Below are 21,634 nucleotides of genomic sequence, written 5' to 3'. Positions count from 1 at the left end.
GGCTGCGAAAGCGGGGTGCCAGACATATCCCTTTCGCAGCCTTCGGCAGCTCCTACAGATTTTGTGCCTGTCTTATGCATTGAACCATTCCAATCCCGCACCTCTCTGATAGCGTGATGCCGATGGCTGACTAAGCTTCGGCATATCACTTATTTGAGAGGGAAAACGGCATGGGTATTATCGGAACCATCTTCATCGGCTTGATCGTTGGCCTGCTGGCGCGCTTCCTCAAGCCCGGCGATGACAGCATGGGTTGGATCATGACCATTCTGTTGGGCATCGGCGGTTCGCTGGCGGCTACTTATGGCGGTCAGGCGCTGGGCATCTATCAGGCAGGCGAAGGCGCAGGCTTCCTGGGTGCATTGGTTGGCGCAATCGTACTGTTGGTGATCTTCGGCCTGATCAAAAAGAAAAGCTGATGTTCAATGGCCCTCTGCGTTCCGGCACGCAGAGGGCTAGAATGCCGGGCAGTTATTCAACTCCCCACTCTTGCCGAGCCTTTCGATGCGCCGTCTTTTAGTTATTCCCCTGCTTCTGATCTGCGGCCTGGCCCGCGCTGAAATTCCTGAAACCGACTGGCTGGACCTAATGCCCAAGTCCGATCAGAAAGCCCTCGAAGCCATGCCCGAAATTGATCACAACTCCCCGGAAGCCCAAGGGACGTTTGACAGCAAAGGTGGCTTGAAACAAAGCAAGGGTTTGCCGGCTGTCATGTACTCAGCCAAGACCGTACCGGCCATGAACGGCAAGGAAGTACGCTTGGGGGGTTACCCGGTTCCACTGGAAACCGATGCCAAGGGGCACAGCACGCTGTTTTTCCTTGTTCCGTATCCGGGCGCATGTATTCACGTGCCGCCACCGCCACCTAATCAGTTAGTGCTGGTGCGTTATCCCAAAGGCTTGAAGATTGAAGACATCTACACGCCGCTGTGGGTGGTCGGCAAATTGAAGGTTGAAAAGGTCAGCAACGATCTGGCTGATGCGGCTTATGCAATGGATGCAGAGAAAGCGCGGGTAGTGGTTGAAGCGGATTTGTAGCGTTTTGAGCAATCCGCAAATACTGGACTGCATATGACCTGTGGGAGCGGTGCTTGCCCGCGATAAAGGCGCTGAGGTCCGTCAGTTGGAACGGGTCATCGTTCATCGCGGGCAAGCGCGCTCCTACAGAAATCAGGCTTCTGACAAAGACTCAGCCCAGACACTCACATCCAGCACATGCATCTGCTCTGGCTCCAGAGTCACGATATCGTCCAGCACGTTGGCTGTTTCGACGCAGACCATGCCCTGCCACCCATCAGCGGCCATATCGTTGAAGCTTTTGGTTTTCTCGGTCCACGGGTTCCATACCACCGATGACTTGGAGCCGTTGGTGCAGATGTGGATTTTGCGCTGCCATTGCGGGTCGATGATGCTCAGCATGTCAGGAGTGTTGAGGTAAATGCGGTCGGTTTCACCTGTAAATTGCAGCTCGCCGGATTGCTTACGCTCTTCCCAGTTTTCCAGAGTCTCGATGTATTTCACGCCATCGAGGCCTTTGATGCTGATCTCGCGTACGTCGCTGACGGCGAAATAGGTGTGCAGCGCCTGACTGAAGCTCACGGTTTCGGTGCCGGAGTTGTAACTGACGAGGCTGACGTTCAACGCTTCGTCCAGACGAATGCTCAGTTTCAGGCCTACGTTATGCGGCCAGCCTGGCAGCTTGCCTTCCGTTTTGGGCTGGATGAAATCAACGATCAGCGCGTCGTCATCCTCGGCCATGCCCATCAACTCCCAGTCAATGGTACGTACTTCGCCGTGGGCGTTGGCGGGCGCATCGCTTTGACGCATGGCCTGCACGCTTTCCGGGTTGCGCTGAAGATTGCCAAACCAGGGCCAGCAAACCGGCATGCCGCCGCGAATCGCCTTGCCCTTTTTGAAGGAGGCGTCCGGGTTGGACCAGATCAGCGGCTGCTGCCCCGCGAGCTTGTAACTGACGATATGCGCACCCTGCTGGGCGACAACCAGTTCGGCATCGCCGTGGCTGATGCGCCAGCAGTTGAGCTCATCGATGGTGACGGATTCGACCTGGGGCGTTGGCATATAGAAACTCTCAAACAAAGACTAAGACAAAATGGACCGTGTCCAGGTCGGGGAGTTTACCTTTCTCCAGCCAGCCTTACCTTCTTTGGAGTGTATTTACTGTAGGAGCTGCCGAAGGCTGCGAATCGCGGTGCTTCAGGAATTCGCCTTTCGCAGCCTTCGGCAGCTCCTACAATTACAAATTACACAGCCTCAGCGCCGAGCAGGTACCGAGCGGGTGCGCCCGCTGCCATCTATAGCCACAAACACAAACACCGCCTCGGTCACTTTGCGCCATTCGCTGGACAGTGGGTCATCACTCCAGACCTCAACCATCATCTGGATGGAGCTGCGGCCGATTTCCAGTGCCTGGGTATAAAAGGACAGCTGCGCGCCCACTGCCACCGGCACCAGGAACGCCATGCGATCAATGGCCACTGTGGCAACGCGCCCGCCAGCGATCTTGCTGGCCATTGCGGTGCCTGCCAGATCCATCTGTGATACCAGCCAGCCGCCGAAAATATCGCCGAAGCCGTTGGTTTCGCGGGGTAGTGCGGTGATTTGCAAAGCGAGATCGCCTTGCGGGATTGGATCTTCTTGTTCGAACTCGATCATGCCTAGGGTGCCTCTGACCCATGACTCTTAGTATTGTTGCCGCGGTTGGCAGGCGCCATTCAAAACCATTTGCGTGAACATAAAGCGTTCAGCGCAGGTGGAACACCTGAAGGGGAAACTCTGCGAAAGCGGCTGAATGGCAGCTGATTTCGCACAGCACCCCCGACTGACTGAGGCTTGTGCGCTACATTCCGACACACAACCGACAGTAATCCGACGGTCTGCGAGTATATCGGGCGATGCGTCATGAAACGACCATCGAGTACTGATTTCGACGATATACGCATCAGGCTGTGTGCTTTTTGAAACAATTTGCTATCGTGCCGGACCCGACAAGGCGGCATGACTGCCTGTGTCACGCAATTTTGGTGCCCATCCGCACAGTTGCTCCGGACAATCGCAGTTACAGGCCACCCCGCCGTAACCTGCTTTACTGTCGCTAACCCTATTCAAGAGAAGTCCCCTTAGAGAAGTATTGTTCATGTCCACTGTGCCTTCGAGTACCGCGCAGCCTTCGCGCCCGCTGACCCGCAACGACTACAAGACCTTGTCGCTGTCCGCGTTGGGCGGCGCACTAGAGTTCTACGACTTCATCATTTTCGTGTTCTTCGCGGCAGTGGTCGGCAAGCTGTTCTTCCCTGCAGATATGCCTGAATGGCTGCGTATGATGCAGACCTTCGGGATTTTTGCGGCGGGTTATCTGGCCAGGCCTCTGGGCGGCATCATCATGGCGCACTTCGGCGATCTGCTGGGGCGCAAGAAAATGTTCACTTTGAGCATTTTCATGATGGCGGTGCCGACGCTGATCATGGGTCTGCTGCCAACTTACGCACAGATCGGCATGTGGGCACCGATTCTGCTGCTGCTGATGCGTGTTATTCAGGGCGCGGCCATTGGCGGTGAAGTGCCAGGCGCCTGGGTATTCGTTTCCGAGCACGTTCCTGCGCGTCATATTGGCTATGCCTGCGGCACACTGACGTGTGGTCTGACGGCCGGCATTCTGCTCGGCTCCCTGATGGCGACCCTCATCAACAGCATCTACACCCCTATTGAGGTGTCCGACTACGCATGGCGTATCCCGTTCCTGGTAGGCGGTGTGTTCGGCCTGTTGTCGGTGTATCTGCGCCGTTGGCTGCACGAAACGCCAGTGTTCGCCGAGTTGCAGTTGCGCAAAGCGTTGGCCGAAGAAGTACCGCTCAAGTCGGTGTTGCGTGATCACCGCGGTGCAGTTGCTATCTCGATGCTGCTGACCTGGTTGCTGTCGGCGGGGATCATCGTGGTCATTCTGATGACTCCGACCATCCTGCAAGGCGCGACCTTCGGCTTCCCGGCTGCTGTGGCCCTGAAGGCTAATAGCCTGGCGATCGTTTTCCTGAGTCTGGGCTGCATCGGTTCGGGTGCACTGGCCGATCGCATTGGTGCTGGCCGTGTGTTTCTGTTCGGCAGCCTGGGTTTGCTGATCAGCTCATGGACCATGTACCACTCGCTCGCGGCCAATCCGGACTGGCTGTTCCCGCTGTACGCAGTGACTGGCCTGTTCGTTGGTGTCATCGGCGCAGTGCCGTACGTGATGGTCAAGGCATTCCCGGCAGTGGTGCGTTTCTCGGGGTTGTCGTTCTCTTACAATCTGGCTTACGCGATTTTTGGCGGCCTGACGCCGATGGTCGTGACGCTCATGCTCAAATCCAGCCCTATGGCACCCGCCTGGTATGTGGCGATTCTATGTGTGCTGGGCATGCTGATTGGCTGCTACCTGATCGCCAAAAAGCGCTGATCATTCTGAGCTGAAGTCCTCCCCTCACGCCGCGCTCTACTCAAGACCGCCATTCCTGAAAAGGATGGCGGTCTTTCATTTAATTGTCACAATTAAGTCATAGAGTCGTCACGCGTCCGGCCAATACTCGGGCCAACGGACCTATTTCTTCACCTCGCTCGGAGCAAGGTATGACTTTAAAACGCTTGATCACTGCACTGACCTTCGTTGCCGCCGGCGTTGCTACCGCCAATGCGGTCGCTGTTGTTGATCCGTCGATCAAGCCATACGTCAAGACATCGGGTGTGTCTGGCAACCTGTCCAGCGTGGGCTCCGATACCTTGGCGAATCTTATGACGCTGTGGGCCGAGGCGTACAAGAAAGAATATCCGAGCGTGAACATTCAGATTCAGGCCGCAGGTTCATCTACTGCGCCACCGGCACTGACCGAAGGCACCGCCAACCTGGGCCCGATGAGCCGCAAAATGAAAGACGGCGAGCTGTCGGCGTTCGAGCAGAAATACGGCTACAAGCCCACGGCCATTCCCGTCGCAGTCGATGCCTTGGCGGTGTTTGTGCACAAGGACAACCCGATCAAGGGGCTGACCATGGCACAAGTGGATGCCATCTTCTCGGTCACCCGCCTGTGCGGTGGCAAGGCAGATGCCAAGACCTGGGGCGATGTTGGCATTACTGGCGATCTGGCAAACAAGCCGATTCAGCTGTTTGGTCGTAATTCGGTGTCCGGCACTTACGGCTACTTCAAAGAAGAAGCGCTGTGCAAAGGCGACTTCAAGGCTAATGTGAATGAACAGCCGGGCTCGGCTTCGGTAGTGAGCTCGATCAGCAGCTCACTCAACGGTATTGGTTACTCGGGCATTGGTTATAAAACGTCTAGCGTTCGCACCGTGCCTCTGGCCAAGAAAGAGGGTGGCGAGTTTGTTGAAGACAATGAAGCCAACGCGTTGAACGGCACTTATCCGCTGTCACGTTTCCTCTATGTCTACGTCAACAAGGCCCCGAACAAGCCACTGGCGCCCCTTGAGGCTGAATTTATCAAGCTGGTCCTGTCGAAGCAGGGGCAGGAAGTGGTCATGAAAGACGGTTACATTCCGCTGCCGCCAAGGGTTGTGACCAAGGCGCTGACGGATCTGGGCCTGCTGGAAGCAACCGCAAAATAATCCGGGTTATGGTGGGATCTGTTCTAATCAGGCCCACCATTAACTGAACAGTTCGCTGCCATGATCCTGGGGGCGGGCTTTTTTGCGTCACCCCGCTGTAATGTTTTTGTCATACAGGGCGGCTAGGGTGTGCGCATGAATGATCTGGCCAATTCATCAATGAATCAGAATTCACCTGCCAAGCGCATTGATTTCAATACGCCTGAGCTGCAACGCAGGCGCCGCATCCGCGCCTTCAAGGACCGCCTGACCCGTTGGTATGTCGCCATTGGCGGCCTCGCCGTGCTTGCGGCTATCACCTTGATTTTCTTTTACCTGGCCTATGTCGTTGCGCCGTTGTTTCAGGGCGCGAGCCTGACTGCGCGCGACGCTCTGAACCCTGCCTGGCTGAACGATGCCGGCAAGCCACTGATGCTGACTGTCGAAGAACAGAATCAGGTGGGACTGCGCGTTTCCGACAAGGGCGAAGCGGTGTTTTTCAGCATTGCCGACGGCGCAGAGCTCAAGCGGGTCGGCCTGCCTCTGCCCGCAGGCGTGAGCGTAGCGTCGATTGGTCAGGACCAGCCCGGCACACCGCTAATTGCACTTGGCTTGTCCAATGGCCAGGTGCTGGCGTTCAGACACGGCTACCTGATCACTTACCCGAACAACCAGAAGACCATCACGCCGACCATCACCTGGCCCTACGGCGAAGCGCCGCTGGTGCTGGATGAAGAAGGGCGGGCGGTTGAGCATGTCAGCATCAATGCCAATGGCGAGAAGCTGTTAGTTGCGGGCACCACCGGCACACAGCTGCACGTGTTGTCGCTGACGAAAGAAGAAAACATGATGACCGGCGAGGTGACCAGCGAGCAGAGTCGCATCGAGTTGCCGCAGATGTCCGCGACGGTCAAAGCCATTTATATCGATCCACGTCAGCAATGGCTGTATGTGATCAACGGCCGTGCTCAGGCCGATGTCTTCAGCCTGCGCGATCGCACGCTCAATGGCCGCTATAAATTGCTTGAAGACGGCAATGCCGAGATCACTGCCAGTACGCAGCTGGTCGGCGGTATTTCGCTGATCATCGGTAACTCCAAGGGCGGCATGGCGCAGTGGTTCATGGCGCGCGACGTCGATGGCGAACAGCGCTTCATGCATATTCGCGACTTCCAGATGGGCAACTCGCCTATTGCCCAGATTACTGCCGAGCAAAGGCGTAAAGGCTTCATCGCACTCGATGCTTCCGGGCAGCTCGGGGTTTTCCATAGCACTGCGCATCGCACGTTGCTGGTCGAAAAAGTTGCTGACGGTTCGGGTATTTTTGCTCTGTCGCCGCGTGCGGATCAGATTCTGGTAGAGCAGGGCGGTGCGTTGCGGCCGATGAGCCTGAAGAATCCGCACCCGGAGGTTTCCTGGACCGCCTTGTGGGGCAAGGTCTGGTACGAGAACTACGACGCGCCCCAATACGTTTGGCAGTCGACTGCGTCCAATAGTGATTTCGAGCCCAAGCTGAGCCTGGCACCGCTGACCTACGGCACGCTCAAGGCCGCGTTCTACGCCATGTTGCTGGCTGCGCCACTGGCTGTTGCTGCCGCGATTTACACGGCCTACTTCATGGCCCCGAGTCTGCGCCGCAAGGTCAAGCCGGTCATCGAGCTGATGGAAGCCATGCCGACGGTGATTCTCGGCTTCTTCGCCGGGCTGTTTTTGGCACCGTATCTGGAAGGGCATCTGCCGGGTGTATTCAGCCTGATGTTGCTGACGCCGATCGGTATTCTGCTTGCAGGATTCATCTGGAGCCGTTTGCCTGACTCGATTCGTTTGCGGGTTCCCGATGGCTGGGAAAGCGCGATCCTGTTGCCCGTGGTACTGCTGGTGGGCTGGTTCTCGCTGAGCATGAGCCCGCATCTGGAAAACTGGTTCTTCGGCGGTGACATGCGCATGTGGATCTCCCACGATCTGGGCATCACCTACGATCAGCGCAACGCATTGGTGGTCGGCATTGCCATGGGCTTTGCCGTTATTCCGAATATCTACTCGATTGCCGAAGATGCGGTATTCAGTGTGCCTCGCGGCCTGACGCTTGGCTCGCTGGCGTTGGGCGCGACGCCGTGGCAGACCATGACCCGTGTGGTGATCCTTACCGCAAGCCCGGGCATTTTCTCGGCGTTGATGATCGGCATGGGGCGCGCAGTGGGCGAAACAATGATCGTGCTCATGGCCACCGGCAATACGCCGATCATGGACATGAACCTGTTTGAGGGGATGCGCACGCTGGCGGCCAACGTGGCCGTTGAGATGCCTGAGTCGGAAGTGGGTGGAAGTCACTATCGGGTGTTGTTCCTCGCAGCACTGGTGCTGCTGATGTTCACCTTTGTGATGAACACCCTCGCAGAGCTGATCCGTCAGCGCCTGCGCAAGAAATACTCGTCTCTCTAAGGAAGGTAGAAGTTCGTGAAACAGAACTCCCTCAAGAGTTGGTTCAAAACAGGCGCCCCTGGCGTCTGGATGAGCGCGGGTGCGGTATCCATTGCGGTCATCATGACCCTGGGCCTGTTGTCAGTGATCGCCGTGCGCGGCCTTGGCCATTTCTGGCCGGCTGATCTGATGTATGCGCAGTACGACGTACCCAATCAGGAGAAACATGTTCTGATCGGCGAAGTGGTCGAGAAAGAACAAGTCCCTCGCGCACGCCTCAAAGGGGCCGGTTTGCCGGTCCCGGAAGAAGGCCCTGAGTTCATGACCCGCGAACTGGTCAAGGTCGGTAATCGTGACGTCAACCCCAGCGATTTCACCTGGGTTGTGGGCGAATGGCTGTCTGAGCAGAGCTTGCCGCCTGAGCTGATGACCCTTGAGCGCCGCGAGTGGGGCAATTTCTATGGCTATCTGGTTAACGTCAAAGAGGGTGGCAAGGTCGTCGCTGAAGGCGAAGCGGCCTGGCCGACGCTGCAAGAACGCATCAAGCGTGTCGAAGGTCTTGCCCGCGAGCTTTATCAGTTGGAAAAGAAGGATGTCGGTGCAATCAACCACGGCATCGAACGTCTGCGCTTGCAGGCCCGCAAACTGGAGCTGGATGGCAGGCTTGATGCGCAAGCCCAGGCTGACATGGCCAGCGAACGCGCAGAGCTGGACAGCCGCTATAAGGTCATCGAGGCGCGCCTTACCTCATTGCACGAAGCATTTGATCGCGACAGCCTGACTGCGCGTGATGCCAACGGCAAAGAAGTCGAAATCAGTCTGGGCAAGGTCGTGCATGCCTATCAGCCCAACGGTATGGGCACGATTACCAAGCTGGGTTTCTACTTCAAGAAGCTCTGGGAGTTCCTCAGTGAGGATCCGCGAGAAGCCAACACCGAAGGCGGGATTTTCCCGGCGATTTTCGGCACGGTGATGATGACCCTGATCATGGCCGTCATCGTTACGCCGTTTGGCGTCTTGGCAGCGGTTTATCTGCGCGAGTACGCCAGGCAAGGTCCGGTGACTCGCTTGATACGTATCGCGGTAAACAATCTCGCGGGTGTCCCGGCGATTGTGTACGGCGTGTTCGGGTTGGGCTTCTTTGTGTATGTGCTGGGCGGATCGCTGGACAGGTTGTTCTTCCCCGAAGCGCTGCCTGCACCGACCTTTGGTACGCCGGGCCTGCTCTGGGCATCGCTGACCCTGGCATTGCTGGCGGTGCCGGTAGTGATCGTCGCCACTGAAGAAGGCTTGGCGCGTATCCCGCGCACCATTCGCGAAGGCTCACTGGCGCTGGGCGCTACCAAGGCCGAAACGCTGTGGAAGATCGTTTTGCCCATGGCCAGTCCGGCCATGATGACCGGCCTGATTCTGGCAGTTGCCCGCGCAGCAGGTGAAGTCGCGCCACTGATGCTGGTGGGCGTGGTCAAGCTGGCGCCTTCGCTGCCGGTGAATGGCAACTACCCTTACCTGCATCTGGATCAGAAGATCATGCACTTGGGGTTCCATATTTACGACGTGGGCTTCCAGAGCCCCAATGTCGAAGCGGCACGCCCTCTGGTATACGCCACGGCATTGTTGCTGGTACTAGTGATTGCCTTGCTCAACCTGTCGGCGGTGGCCATTCGTAACCACCTGCGCGAGAAATACAAAGCGCTGGACAGTTGATTGAATGATTAGAGGTCGCCCAACAATTGGCCTGTAGGAGCTCACGAGTAACGCGAGGCAGCGATAGCGATTTGTATGACACACCGCTTCGCGGCCGTCGTTACCTCCGACAGCTCCTACAGACCCGATCAATCAGACGGTTGTATTTTGTTTGAGAAGGGCGGTTCAACAGAATGGTTAGCGTAGGGAGCAATTCCATGCAGCATGAAAACCCGGCACGAGGCATCAATATGTCGGCCCTGGGGCGCAACAAGTCAGGCCTGCATCTGGCCGACGAAACCGTGGCCATCGAAGTGCCGGGTCTGAACCTGTTTTACGGTGACAAACAGGCCTTGTTCGATGTCAGCCTGAACATTCCGAAACAGCGCGTGACGGCCTTCATCGGTCCGTCCGGCTGCGGCAAGTCGACGTTATTGCGTACGTTCAACCGTATGAACGATCTGGTCGACGGCTGCAGCGTAAAGGGCGCAATCAATCTGTACGGGCACGACATCTACACCAAAGGTGAGGACGTCGCCGAGTTGCGTCGCCGTGTGGGTATGGTGTTCCAGAAGCCCAACCCGTTCCCCAAGACCATCTACGAAAACGTGGTGTATGGCTTGCGGATCCAGGGCATCAACAAAAAGCGCGTACTCGATGAAGCTGTCGAGTGGGCACTCAAGGCTGCAGCGCTGTGGGACGAAGTCAAAGATCGTCTGCACGAGTCAGCGCTAGGCCTTTCCGGCGGTCAACAGCAACGTCTGGTGATCGCCCGGACCATCGCCGTGGAGCCGGAAGTCCTGCTGCTCGACGAACCCTGTTCAGCGCTCGACCCCATTTCGACGTTGAAAGTTGAAGAACTGATCTACGAACTGAAATCCAAATACACCATTGTGATCGTTACCCACAACATGCAGCAGGCGGCACGGGTTTCGGATTACACCGCGTTTATGTACATGGGCAAACTGGTCGAGTTCGGTGACACGGACACGATGTTCACCAACCCGGCTAAAAAACAGACTGAAGACTACATCACCGGTCGTTACGGCTAGGTCCTGCTCAAACCCTGAAGCACCGCTGCGTTTTCGCACTTAACCGGACGTTCCAAGGACACCAAGCATGATTCATAAAGACAGCCTCACGCATCACATCTCGCAACAGTTCAACGCTGAGCTTGAAGAAGTACGCAGCCATCTGCTCGAAATGGGCGGTTTGGTCGAGAAGCAGGTCAACGATGCTGTGACTGCCTTGATCGAAGCGGATTCCGGTCTGGCCCAGCGCGTTCGTGAAGTCGACGATCGCATTAACCAGATGGAGCGCAACATCGATGAAGAGTGCCTGCGTATCCTGGCGCGTCGCCAGCCGGCAGCTTCAGACCTGCGTCTGATCATCAGCATCTCCAAGTCGGTAATCGATCTGGAGCGCATCGGTGACGAGTCCACCAAGATCGCTCGTCGCGCCATTCAGTTGTGCGAAGAAGGCGAGTCGCCTCGTGGTTACGTCGAAGTTCGCCACATTGGCGATCAGGTACGCAACATGGTGCGCGATGCTCTGGATTCGTTTGCTCGCTTCGACGCCGAGCTGGCGCTTTCCGTGGCTCAGTACGACAAAGTCATCGACCGCGAATACAAGACCGCCCTGCGTGAGCTGGCGACCTACATGATGGAGGATCCGCGTTCGATCTCCCGCGTGCTCAACGTGATTTGGGTACTGCGTTCGCTGGAGCGTATTGGTGATCACGCCCGTAACATTTCCGAGTTGGTCATCTACCTCGTGCGCGGAACCGACGTACGGCACATGGGCCTCAAACGCATGAAAGAAGAGGTCCAGGGCATATCAAGCGAAAGCGCTAATGTTCCGGGCAAAACTGACGATAAGTAAGATTGCCTGCGAAAAAAACGCCCAGCTCGCAGCTGGGCGTTTTTGTTCTCGGGCGTGAGAATTCCAGCCGCCCGCGAATTAAATGTCCTGGCGCCGTCAAACAGGTTGGCCTTTGGCCATCAGCCAGCGCTATGCTTGCCGAAATATAGGGTGTGTTCAGCATCAACGCAGTTCGCCAGCACTGGCGACACACCCGCAGGAGCGTCGATGAGTAAGATCAGTGTTTTGATTGTGGATGACGCGACGTTCATTCGCGATTTGGTTAAGAAAGGTCTGCGCAATTACTTTCCCGGTATTCACACCGAGGACGCCGTCAACGGTCGCAAGGCTCAGGTCACCCTGAACCGCGAGCAGTTCGACTTGATCCTGTGTGACTGGGAAATGCCGGAAATGTCCGGCCTTGAGCTGCTGACCTGGTGCCGCGAGCAGGACAACTACCTGAAAACCGTTCCCTTCATCATGGTGACCAGCCGTGGCGACAAGGAGAACGTGGTACAGGCGATTCAGGCAGGCGTGACCGATTTTGTCGGCAAGCCGTTCACCAACGAACAGCTGCTGACCAAGGTCAAGAAAGCCCTGGCCAAAGTCGGCAAGCTTGAAGCGGTCATGTCCACAGCTCCGTCGCGCATGAACTCACCGCTCAATGACTCGCTGAGTGCGCTGACCGGTGGCAAGGCTGAGGTGGTGCGTCCTGCCGCCAGCGCTGCTGCGACGGCCGCGCCAGGGTTTGGCGGTATCGCCAAAGCTCCGCCCGTCCCGCCGAAGGCCGCTGCGAAAGAGCCAGCAGGTCGTGGTCAGGGCCAGTTGCGCCTGCCGAGTGGCAATCAGAGTTGCGTGATCAAGGCGCTGACCCTGAAGGAAGCATTGCTGGTGGTGCGTCGCAGCGAAACCTTGCCGCAGATCCTTGAGCAGGCTGTGCTCGATCTTGAGCAGGGCGAGAACAATGAAGTCGCGCGCCTCAACGGCTATCTGCACGCTATCGTGGCCTTCGAACAGAAGCCGGAAAGCGAGTGGTTGCAAGTGACCTTCCGCTTCACCGATCAGGACGCTCAGAAAATGGACTACATTTCCCGACTGATCGCCCGCGGCACTGTACAGAAGCACTTCTCACCGGGCGCTTGATTGCCTGGGACAAGATGACATATGGGGCAAGTTTGTTCGCGATTGCCCCATAAGCTTCATGCCGCCATGCACAGTTCTTTACGCTTTCCCCTGCTTTAAGGGGGAGTAAGCCATGCACTCTATTTCCACCTTTGCGTTCGCCACCAGCCTGGCGGCTTCAAAAGTCGTGCGTGCGGGGAACCGTTCAGCGGCGAAGTAACTAGCGTAAACCTTGTTCATGTCAGCAAAGTCCTTGATATTGGCCAAGATGACTGTGCACTTCACAACATTGTCCAGGGACGATCTGTTGTTCTTCAGGATTGCTCGCATGCTGTCCATGATCGCGGCGGTCTGGGCAGATGTACCGGTCGGGAATTTGCCATCGGCATCATCCCCAAGCAAGCCTGATAGATACAGAAAGTCACCCGCCCGCACTGCTTGCGAAAACGGTCTGTCCGGACCCGCAGTTATGAATTGCAGCGATGAGGAGGGCGGCGCGCCAACAACTGTTTCCGGAAGGTAACGTGCAACGATGGCCTGTTGCGTGCCATCTGCTTTGAGCGCGCCAAGTGCTTCATTGAGTCTGTGTTTGAGCGCTTGATCATCTTTACGCACTGCCATGGCTACACCGCTGCCCAGCATCGGATGGACTATTGGCGGCCCGGCAAAAACAAACTGGCTTCCTGCGGGTTTGTTCAGCAGCGCTTCTGAAATTTCGATGGAGTCTTGTAACGTCGCGTCGATGGTGCCGGCCATAAGCTGTTGGATCAGTTCGATGTTCAAGTTGAAACTTATGACATTGACCCCGGCGCCTGCCCATACAGCCTGAGCAAAGGCCTCCCGGCTGGTGCCCTTGAGTACGCCAATGCGCTTGCCTTTCAGGCTGGTAGCAGTGGGCTTTAGTCGCGACTCCCTGGGTGTGACCAACTGGCTGGATAGGGGGTACATCACGTCGGTGAAGTCGACGTGCTGTCTGCGTATTTCCGTCGGTGTCATGGGCATGATTACATCGAATTTGTCTGCTTGCAGTGCGGCGATATTGGTGGCGTAGGGCTGTTCAACCCAGACGCAACGCACTCCTATTCGCTTGCAAAGCGCATTTCCCAAATCAATATTCAGACCAACAAGTTTGCCATTCGCATTGCGGCTTTCAAAGGGAGGGACATCAGCTTCAACCCCGATCCTGAGTTCAGTAAAGGCTAGGGCGGGTAATGAAAATAATGCAGAGACAGCTAACAAGACAAGCGAGTGTCCACGTTTTGTTTTGAAGATAGACAAGAGTTAATACCTTTATGAGTGGTAGGCGTTTTAGTTGTAATTTCCTGTTGCGTACTGCGCGGCGGGGATGTGCTAATGATTAGAGAGTTGGCGGGTATTGAGTGGAGGTTAGAAATAACAGGCGCGGCGCACAAGTTTTCCAGGTGGGCGATGTATATATTTTTATGTCATTTTTTATTTTAAAGGATGGGTGTTTGTATGAAAGACTACTTCGCCATGTGGGAAGTTTGCCCGCAGTTGTTGTTTTAGTTGATGTTTCTAATATGCCATGTGGAATATGACCAGAATCAGACATCTGGCGCGGTTTCCTTGACGCCCGGTCTGTCGGCTATTGATACAGCCAAATCCTCATTCGCTCCAATCACTGTTAGGCTTGCCTCATCTTTTTTACAACGCTGACCAATCCCATGCTTGAGCGCTTACTGATCCTGTGTGCTCTGTTGCTGGCTGCGCAAACAGCCGGGGCGGTGACGATCTACAAATTCACTGATGCCAACGGCGTGGTCTCGTTTACCGATCGCCCGACGCCGGGTGCTGCAGTGGTCGTGTTCAAGGATCGGATGGTTGAGCACATCGAGCGTCAGGTGCACCTGAGCACCAGGCGAGACAAAGGCGTGGACAGCCTCTATGTGCGCAACGACCTGTATGCGCCTGTCGAGGTTGAGCTGAAAATCTCTGCCGGGAAGAACGTGCTTGGCGTTCCCGACCAGACCATTCGTCGCACGATACCGGCGCGTGGCAATGAGCGAGTCACGGTCCTGAGCCCCAAAGTCGTCGGCAAGCCCATGAGCTACAAAACCAGCCTGCGCTCAATCGTGGGTGATCCGCAGCGCATGAGTCTGGCGTATCGGTATCCCTTGCCATGGGTAGGTGGGCCTTTTCGCCTGAGCCAGGGACCTAACGGTAAATACAGCCATTACGGCCCCAAAGGCAGATACGCGATGGACATCGCCATGCCCGAAGGCACGCCAATCATCGCTGCGCGTGGTGGTGTAGTGGTGAAGATCGAAAACGACCAGACCGGCAAAGGCTCAAACCCGTCAGGCAATTTTGTGCGAATCCTGCACGACGACGGCACCATGGGCGTTTATCTGCACCTGATGCGCGGCTCGGTGAGCGTCAAGGAAGGTCAGCACGTCATCGTCGGCAGCGCACTGGCGCGCTCCGGCAACACCGGCAACAGCAGCGGCCCGCACTTACACTTCGTCGTCCAGCGCAACGTGGGCCTGGCGCTGGAGTCCATCCCCTACGAGTTTGCACAGCCGGTGCAGAGCCTGCCGAATTTTGCGGTGGGGGGGAATTGAGAGAACGATTAGCAGCAAACGGTGACCTGTAGGAGCTCACGAGCACCGCGAGGCAGCGATGGCGGTGAATCAGACAGGACGCCATCGCTGTCTCGCGGTGCTCGTGAGCTCCTACAGAAAAACATTCCAAATCAGGGATCACTTTGGCTAACACGATTTTCGGGCCTACAGTTCCTTGGAACGAGTCAGCGTAGGTTTTTTCCGATTTTCCAGACGGTCGAGACAGCTTCCAGCGACAGGTCTAAACTCTGAACGGTCCCAGCCGGAGTTAGTCGTGAGCGCCCTACTTTCGCCAGTCGTTTCAGAGTTCGAAACCCAAGAGCAAGCCGACAGCTATGATGTCTGGTTCCGTGAAAAGGTACAGCGGTCGCTGGATAGTCCGGGAACCGGCGTACCCCATGATGAAGTGATGGCGAGAATGGACGCGATCATTGAAGCATCTGAGCGTAAGCAGTGTCCCTGACACAGCGCTGCCGCGCAGCACACGGGTTACCTGTAGGAGCCAACTTGTTGGCGAGACGTCGGGCCTGCATAGTCAGAAAATGCTGCCTCGCCAACAAGCTGGCTCCTACAGGGCTGTATCAATCCTCAGACTGATACAGCCTCAATCAATCTTGACCACCTTGGCCAACACGATTTTCGGGCCTTTCATCTTTTTGATGATGATCCGCAGGCCTTCGAACTCCATGACTTCCTCGACTTCCGGCACCCGTTTGAGGGTTTCGTAGATCAGGCCTGCCAAGGTTTCGGCTTCTACGTGGTCCAGATCGATGCCTAGCAGGCGTTCGACCTTGAACAGCGGTGTATCGCCACGCACCAGCAGTTTGCCCGGCTGATAAGCGAGGATGCCACGCTCCACCTTGCGATGTTCGTCCTGGATATCGCCGACCAGCACTTCCAGCACGTCTTCCATGGTCAGGTAGCCGATGATCTTGCCGTCTGCTTCTTCCACCAGCGCGAAGTGCGCGCCGCCCTGACGGAACTGCTCAAGCAGTCGCGACAATGGCATGTGCTTGGAGACCCGTTCCAGCGGGCGCGTCAGCTCAGCCAGGTTGAAGGATTCCGGAATGTGATCCAGTGCCGCCAGTTCCAGCAGCAGGTCCTTGATGTGCAGCAGGCCGACGAACTCGCCACGATCGGCGTCGTATACCGGGTAACGGCTGAACTTGTGACGGCGGAACAGGGCGAGGATTTCTTTGAGCGGCGCATTGAAGTCCAGCGTCACCAGGTCTTCCCGGGAGTTGGCCCAGTCGACCACTTCCAGTTCGCCCATTTCAACGGCGGATGCCAGCACCCGCATACCCTGATCGCTAGGATCCTGGCCACGGCTGGAGTGCAGAATCAGTTTCAGTTCTTCGCGGCTGTAGCTGTGCTCATGATGCGGACCAGGTTCACCTTGGCCTGCAATGCGCAGAATCGCGTTGGCGCTGGCATTGAGCAGGTAAATGGCCGGGTACATCGCCCAATAAAACAGGTACAGCGGCACCGCCGTCCATAGCGATAGCAGCTCCGGCTTGCGGATCGCCCAGGACTTGGGGGCCAGTTCGCCGATCACGATGTGCAGATAGGAAATGATGAAGAAGGCCGTGAAGAACGAAACGCCCTTGATCACTTCCGGTGTGTCTACACCCAAGGCCGCCAGCAAAGGCTCCAGCAAGTGCGCGAACGCAGGCTCACCGACCCAGCCCAAGCCCAGCGACGCCAGGGTAATACCCAGCTGGCAGGCCGAGAGATAGGCATCAAGCTGGCTGTGAACGGTGCGCAGGATATGTCCGCGCCAGCCGTTTTTTTCAGCAATAGCTTCAACTTTGGTCGAGCGCAGCTTGACCATGGCGAACTCTGCCGCAACGAAAAAGCCGTTGAGCAGGACCAGAAGCATTGCGAAGAGAATCATGCCGAAGTCGGCGAACAGTGACGCGAGGTTAAAACCAGGGGAAGGGTCCATGATGGAGTTTTACGGGTTCCGTTTTAGCGAGAGAGGTTATTGCCTTACCGAAATCGGGGGCATAAGTGCCGCAATGTAGCGGCTCAATGCCCGCTTGCCTAGTGGCCCGCGTGTCGCGCCTCAGGCTTGTGCCAGCTGGATTGGCGGAAAATGGCAGGTAAACACGCTGCCTTTGCCCGGCACGCTGTTGATTTCAAGTGTTCCACGGTGGCGCAACAGCACGTGTTTGACGATGGCCAGGCCCAGCCCGGTCCCGCCGGTATTGGAGGCGCGGCTGGAGTCCACGCGATAGAAGCGTTCGGTCAGACGCGGTAAATGCTTGGTTTCGATCCCGATCCCCGAATCCTGCACGCTCAGGTGTGCACCACGTTCATCGGCCCACCAACGAATATGAATATTGCCCTCAGCGGGGGTGTACTTCACGGCGTTGAAAATCAGGTTGGAAAACGCGCTGCGCAGTTCGGTATCGCTGCCCTTGAGCAGCGTATCGGTTTCGATATTCAGGTCGATCTTCTGATTCTTGTTGCCAGACAACGCCTGCGCATCACTGGTGATGGTCTTGAGCAACGTGCTGACAACAATCGGATGATTATCTGACGGATAGTCAGTGGCTTCGAGCTTGGCCAGCAACAACAGGTCGTTGAGCAACGTTTGCATACGCCCGCCTTGCTGATGCATCTGCTGCAAGGCGCGAACCCAGCGCGGGTTCACTTCTTCAACGTTATCCAGCAACGTTTCCAGATAACCGAAAATCACGGTCAACGGCGTGCGCAGTTCGTGGGAAACGTTGGCGACGAAATCCTTGCGCATCTGCTCCAGTTGATGAATGCGAGTGACATCGCGCACCAGCATCAGATGTTCGTTGTTGCCGTAGCGGGTGATCAGCATCTGGATGCGCACCCGGTCATTGGTGGGCGACGGGATTTCCAGCGGCTCGGCAAAGCTGTCCTGCTCGAAGTATTCCTTGAAGCGCGGGTGACGAACCAGATTGGTGACCGGCTGGCCGCTGTCTTGCGGAGTCTTGAGGCCCATCAGGGTTTCTGCAGCGCGGTTCCACCATTCCAGGTTGCCTTCGCTGTCGAGCATGATCACCGCGTCCTTGAGGGCGGCGGTTGATTCCTGCACGCGGTCGATCACCGCTTGCAGACGACCACGCACACGCTGATCGCGGCGTTGCAGATGGTAAATGCTGTCGAAGACTTCGCCCCACAGGCCGTAGCCATCAGGCGGCGGTTCGTCGGTCTGGTGGTTGCTAAGCCACTCGTGCAGGCGCAAGAGCTGTTTGAGGGTCCAGGCCAGATATAGCCCCAGACCGATGGCCAGGCTCCAGCCATATTCGCCGCTGATCAGCCCGACCACGAGACAGGCCGTCACCAACAGCAGCATGTGGCGGATCAGGGTGCCATGCCAATTTTGATTCAATTAAACGTACATCCATGTCGAGCGCATACCGCGCGGTTGCGCTGCCTGTTTGCGGCTATCTGTTCAAGCTGTCGGTTTACGAACAGGTCATCAGCTCTTTGTAGAAAAGCGATAGCCTGTGCCGCGCACGGTTTGTACCAGATTTTCATAAGCGTCGCCGAGGGCTTTGCGCAGGCGCCGGATGTGAACATCAACGGTACGTTCTTCGACATAGACATTGCCTCCCCAGACTTGATCCAGCAATTGACCGCGGGTGTAGGCGCGCTCTTGGTGGGTCATGAAGAATTGCAGCAAACGGTATTCGGTTGGGCCCATCTCTGCCGGTTTGCCATCGATGGTTACGCGATGGCTGATCGGGTCTAGCAGCAGACCGCCGACTTCAATAGGTGCCTCGCCATCGGTCGGGCCTGCGCGGCGCAATACAGCCTTGAGGCGTGCGACCAGTTCGCGAGGGGAAAACGGCTTGGTGATGTAATCGTCAGCGCCGACTTCCAGCCCCTGAATCTTGTTGTCCTCTTCGCCCTTGGCAGTGAGCATGATGATCGGAATGTCACCGGTCAGCTCATCGCGCTTCAGGCGCCGGGCCAGTTCGATGCCGGATGTGCCGGGCAGCATCCAGTCGAGCAGGATCAGATCCGGTTTACGGTCTACGATGATTGCATGGGCTTGCTGAGAGTTCTCTGCTTCCATGCAGTCATAGCCGGCCATTTCCAATGCAACGGCGATCATTTCGCGAATAGGCGCTTCGTCGTCAACGATCAGAATGCTCCTGCCAACCATGCTTGAACCTCTTGTCATTTAACTGTCTTGGGGCGCATTAGATAACGGAATTATTGCAGTCGTGTGACAGTCGGGGTAGGGGCTAGCATGCCACGTTCCTAAAGGACTAGTGTGTTGACTTGCCCACGACCCTTTCCATAAGAAGAAGAGGATCTACCTATGCACAAGATTTCATCAACATTCATGGGGCTGGTAGCAGCTGCGGTAATGGCGTCTTCCAGCCTGGTGATGGCTGCTGAACCCGGCATGACTGGCGACAAGGGTCTGCTCACTGACCACAGCGGTAAAACGCTGTACACCTTTGATAAGGACAGCACAGGCAAGTCTGCTTGTAACGATACCTGCGCAATCAACTGGCCGCCCCTGACTGCTGAAGCCAATAGCAAAGCATCTGGCAAATGGACTCAGGTCAAGCGCGACGACGGCACGTTGCAATGGGCCTACGACGGCAAGCCGTTGTACTTCTATAAGGATGACAAGAAAGCCGGCGATGTAACGGGCGACGGCAAAGGCGGCGTCTGGCACACCGTCAAACCGTAGCGCCAACTAGCACCTGTGTTGCAAATGCAATACCTGTGGGAGCGAATTCATTCGCGAAGGGGTCGGCGCATCTGGCGCTTATGTGCCGATTGACCTGCCGCCTTCCCGAATGAATTCGGTCCCACCTGGCTACCGCATCAACGCAGCGCGTAATCCGCAACAATCCCGACAAAGATCGCCAACCCTGCCCAGTGGTTATGCAAAAACGCCTTGAAGCAGGCATCGCGGTCGCGATTGCGGGTTGACCAGAACTCCCAGACGAAACATCCCGCCGCCACTAACAGGCCCAGGTAGAAATACCCGCCCAGTTCAAAGCGCGCACCGGCCAACAGCAGACAGCCCAATGCCAGGCCTTGCAGCGTCAGGATGATGATTCGGTCAGCGTCGCCAAACAGCACGGCGGTGGATTTCACGCCAATCTTCAGATCGTCTTCACGATCCACCATCGCGTAATAAGTGTCGTACGCCACCGTCCATAACAGATTGGCGATATACAGCAGCCATGCGGCGGCGGGCAGACTGCCGGTTTCGGCGGTGAACGCCATCGGCATCCCCCAGGAAAACGCAGCGCCCAACACCACTTGAGGGTAATAGGTGTAACGCTTCATGAATGGATAACATGCAGCCAGCGCCAGACCGCCGAAAGACAGCCAGATGGTCGTCGGATTTGTCAGCAGCACCAGCAGGAAACTCACCAGCACCAGCGCGGCGAACAAGACCAGGGCTTCTTTACTGCTGACTTTGCCACTCACCAGCGGACGCTGCTCGGTGCGTTTGACGTGGCCATCGACCTTGCGGTCGGCGAAGTCATTGATCACGCAACCCGCCGCACGCATCAAAAACACTCCAACCACAAAAATCACGATATTGAGCAGTGATGGCGAACCTTTACCGGCAATCCATAATGCCCAGAGCGTCGGCCACAAGAGCAGGTAAATACCAATCGGCTTATCGACCCGCATCAGCTGGATGAAATCCCAGATGCGAGGATTCAGGCGATTGAGGGATTTGAGTAGCGTCAGGTACATCAGTAATGCTCCACGGTGCGAATCGCCTGCCACAGCGGAGGCAGGAAGACTTCGGCGACCAGTATTTTCAGAGGGCCGCGGCTAAAGCATGAGCGGCGTCCCCACAAATCATCAGTGGCGTCTGTTGTGGGCAGCCAGGCTGCAGGATAACGACAGACTTGCAGCGTACCCCTGTCAAAGGCCGGATCACAAAACAGCAACTCGCCCAGCGACCGCGTGCCGAGCGCCTCCATGTGCAAACCGCTTTCCTGCAGGGTGCTGCGGGCAGCGACACTGCGGGCGAACACCCATTTGTCGCCGTGACCGCGTAAATAGACTTCCCGCACCCAGCCAATATTGTGCTCAGGCAGGCCAAGCGCTGCGCACTCATCGTCGCGCAGTGCTTGCCAGCCCTCGAACAGCGGCGTGACACTGAACTGGTCAGAAGACAAAGCAGTCAGGCGGCGGGTCAAGGAGTCCTGATGAAACAGCCAGTCCAGAACCCAGGGTTCGGCGACGTCGGCGAGTAGCCCGCGTTCAAGCCAGTGCACAGGGAGGGAAGGGGGATTTTGCTCAGTCACGGTAAGCATTTATTGAGGCTGATCGAGGGCGCGAGCTTAGCATGATTGGCCCTTCCAGCCGACGACCGGCAACGGCTTGTGGTGATCACCGGGCTTGCATGT

At 56.8% G+C, this 21,634-nt stretch carries 20 protein-coding genes; 12 read left to right on the top strand and 8 right to left on the bottom strand.

What is annotated here, in order from left to right:
* The first annotated feature begins 170 nt into the window (after window positions 1-170).
* Window positions 171-419, top strand: a complete 249-nt coding sequence (locus tag EE949_RS27250; protein WP_027902270.1) for a GlsB/YeaQ/YmgE family stress response membrane protein — start codon at window positions 171-173, stop codon at window positions 417-419.
* Window positions 420-504: 85 nt separating this feature from the next.
* Window positions 505-1,038 (top strand): DUF3299 domain-containing protein, encoded by a 534-nt coding sequence (locus EE949_RS27245; RefSeq protein ID WP_027902269.1) that lies wholly within the window; start codon window positions 505-507, stop codon window positions 1,036-1,038.
* A 132-nt stretch (window positions 1,039-1,170) separates the two neighbouring features.
* Here EE949_RS27245 and EE949_RS27240 read toward each other — a convergent pair whose 3' ends face one another.
* Window positions 1,171-2,079 (bottom strand): D-hexose-6-phosphate mutarotase, encoded by a 909-nt coding sequence (locus tag EE949_RS27240; protein WP_122667128.1) that lies wholly within the window; start codon window positions 2,077-2,079, stop codon window positions 1,171-1,173.
* A 192-nt stretch (window positions 2,080-2,271) separates the two neighbouring features.
* On the bottom strand, window positions 2,272-2,673 hold the full coding sequence (locus EE949_RS27235) for an acyl-CoA thioesterase (protein WP_027901946.1): 402 nt from the start codon (window positions 2,671-2,673) through the stop codon (window positions 2,272-2,274).
* Between the two features lie 481 nt (window positions 2,674-3,154).
* On the opposite strand from EE949_RS27235, the gene EE949_RS27230 reads away from it, so the two are divergent.
* From EE949_RS27230 to EE949_RS27200, 7 genes are all read left to right on the top strand, one after another.
* A complete protein-coding gene (locus tag EE949_RS27230; protein ID WP_122667127.1) occupies window positions 3,155-4,447 on the top strand; it encodes an MFS transporter in 1,293 nt (430 codons plus the stop codon).
* A 170-nt stretch (window positions 4,448-4,617) separates the two neighbouring features.
* On the top strand, window positions 4,618-5,607 hold the full coding sequence (locus tag EE949_RS27225; protein WP_122667126.1) for a phosphate ABC transporter substrate-binding protein PstS family protein: 990 nt from the start codon (window positions 4,618-4,620) through the stop codon (window positions 5,605-5,607).
* A 387-nt stretch (window positions 5,608-5,994) separates the two neighbouring features.
* Entirely contained in the window at window positions 5,995-8,028 is a 2,034-nt protein-coding gene (locus EE949_RS27220) for an ABC transporter permease subunit (RefSeq protein ID WP_430735910.1), read from the top strand.
* 69 nt (window positions 8,029-8,097) lie between these two features.
* Complete coding sequence (pstA, locus tag EE949_RS27215; protein WP_205504777.1) at window positions 8,098-9,714, top strand: phosphate ABC transporter permease PstA; 1,617 nt, start codon at window positions 8,098-8,100, stop codon at window positions 9,712-9,714.
* A gap of 197 nt (window positions 9,715-9,911) precedes the next feature.
* The gene (gene pstB, locus EE949_RS27210) at window positions 9,912-10,745 is read left to right on the top strand and encodes a phosphate ABC transporter ATP-binding protein PstB (protein WP_027901941.1); all 834 of its coding nucleotides are present in this window, start codon (window positions 9,912-9,914) and stop codon (window positions 10,743-10,745) included.
* A 67-nt stretch (window positions 10,746-10,812) separates the two neighbouring features.
* Window positions 10,813-11,574 carry a phosphate signaling complex protein PhoU gene (phoU, locus tag EE949_RS27205; RefSeq protein WP_122667124.1) on the top strand — a complete coding sequence of 254 codons (762 nt, stop codon included), beginning with the start codon at window positions 10,813-10,815 and terminating at the stop codon, window positions 11,572-11,574.
* 207 nt (window positions 11,575-11,781) lie between these two features.
* Window positions 11,782-12,696, top strand: a complete 915-nt coding sequence (locus EE949_RS27200; protein ID WP_122667123.1) for a response regulator — start codon at window positions 11,782-11,784, stop codon at window positions 12,694-12,696.
* A 78-nt stretch (window positions 12,697-12,774) separates the two neighbouring features.
* On the opposite strand, the gene EE949_RS27195 is transcribed toward EE949_RS27200, so the two are convergent.
* Window positions 12,775-13,953 carry a transporter substrate-binding domain-containing protein gene (locus EE949_RS27195; RefSeq protein WP_240350461.1) on the bottom strand — a complete coding sequence of 393 codons (1,179 nt, stop codon included), beginning with the start codon at window positions 13,951-13,953 and terminating at the stop codon, window positions 12,775-12,777.
* A 407-nt stretch (window positions 13,954-14,360) separates the two neighbouring features.
* On the opposite strand from EE949_RS27195, the gene EE949_RS27190 reads away from it, so the two are divergent.
* Both EE949_RS27190 and relB read left to right on the top strand, forming a co-directional pair.
* Window positions 14,361-15,257 (top strand): peptidoglycan DD-metalloendopeptidase family protein, encoded by an 897-nt coding sequence (locus tag EE949_RS27190; RefSeq protein ID WP_122667122.1) that lies wholly within the window; start codon window positions 14,361-14,363, stop codon window positions 15,255-15,257.
* 274 nt (window positions 15,258-15,531) lie between these two features.
* Window positions 15,532-15,720: a type II toxin-antitoxin system RelB family antitoxin gene (gene relB, locus EE949_RS27185; protein ID WP_122667121.1), complete on the top strand. Its 189-nt coding sequence runs from the start codon at window positions 15,532-15,534 to the stop codon at window positions 15,718-15,720.
* Between the two features lie 141 nt (window positions 15,721-15,861).
* Here relB and EE949_RS27180 read toward each other — a convergent pair whose 3' ends face one another.
* The 3 genes from EE949_RS27180 to phoB all read right to left on the bottom strand — a co-directional run bounded on the left by EE949_RS27180 (window position 15,862) and on the right by phoB (window position 19,404).
* Window positions 15,862-17,202 (bottom strand): hemolysin family protein, encoded by a 1,341-nt coding sequence (locus EE949_RS27180; protein ID WP_122667120.1) that lies wholly within the window; start codon window positions 17,200-17,202, stop codon window positions 15,862-15,864.
* A gap of 120 nt (window positions 17,203-17,322) precedes the next feature.
* Complete coding sequence (gene phoR / locus EE949_RS27175) at window positions 17,323-18,624, bottom strand: phosphate regulon sensor histidine kinase PhoR (protein WP_122667119.1); 1,302 nt, start codon at window positions 18,622-18,624, stop codon at window positions 17,323-17,325.
* A 90-nt stretch (window positions 18,625-18,714) separates the two neighbouring features.
* Window positions 18,715-19,404 carry a phosphate regulon transcriptional regulator PhoB gene (gene phoB / locus EE949_RS27170; protein WP_027901508.1) on the bottom strand — a complete coding sequence of 230 codons (690 nt, stop codon included), beginning with the start codon at window positions 19,402-19,404 and terminating at the stop codon, window positions 18,715-18,717.
* A gap of 183 nt (window positions 19,405-19,587) precedes the next feature.
* On the opposite strand from phoB, the gene EE949_RS27165 reads away from it, so the two are divergent.
* Complete coding sequence (locus EE949_RS27165; protein WP_430735909.1) at window positions 19,588-19,944, top strand: COG4315 family predicted lipoprotein; 357 nt, start codon at window positions 19,588-19,590, stop codon at window positions 19,942-19,944.
* 137 nt (window positions 19,945-20,081) lie between these two features.
* Here EE949_RS27165 and ubiA read toward each other — a convergent pair whose 3' ends face one another.
* Window positions 20,082-20,972, bottom strand: coding sequence for a 4-hydroxybenzoate octaprenyltransferase (ubiA, locus tag EE949_RS27160; protein ID WP_122667117.1), 891 nt, complete (start codon window positions 20,970-20,972; stop codon window positions 20,082-20,084).
* The gene (locus EE949_RS27155; RefSeq protein ID WP_162873972.1) at window positions 20,972-21,532 is read right to left on the bottom strand and encodes a chorismate--pyruvate lyase family protein; all 561 of its coding nucleotides are present in this window, start codon (window positions 21,530-21,532) and stop codon (window positions 20,972-20,974) included. The genes ubiA and EE949_RS27155 overlap by 1 nt, the downstream gene beginning before the upstream one ends.
* Between the last annotated feature and the right edge of the window lie 102 nt (window positions 21,533-21,634).

The sequence above is a fragment of the Pseudomonas viridiflava genome (genome assembly GCF_900602065.1).
Classification (GTDB): domain Bacteria; phylum Pseudomonadota; class Gammaproteobacteria; order Pseudomonadales; family Pseudomonadaceae; genus Aquipseudomonas.
The sequence above is the reverse complement of the archived record's forward strand: the minus strand, read 5'-3'. Positions and strand labels throughout refer to the sequence as shown.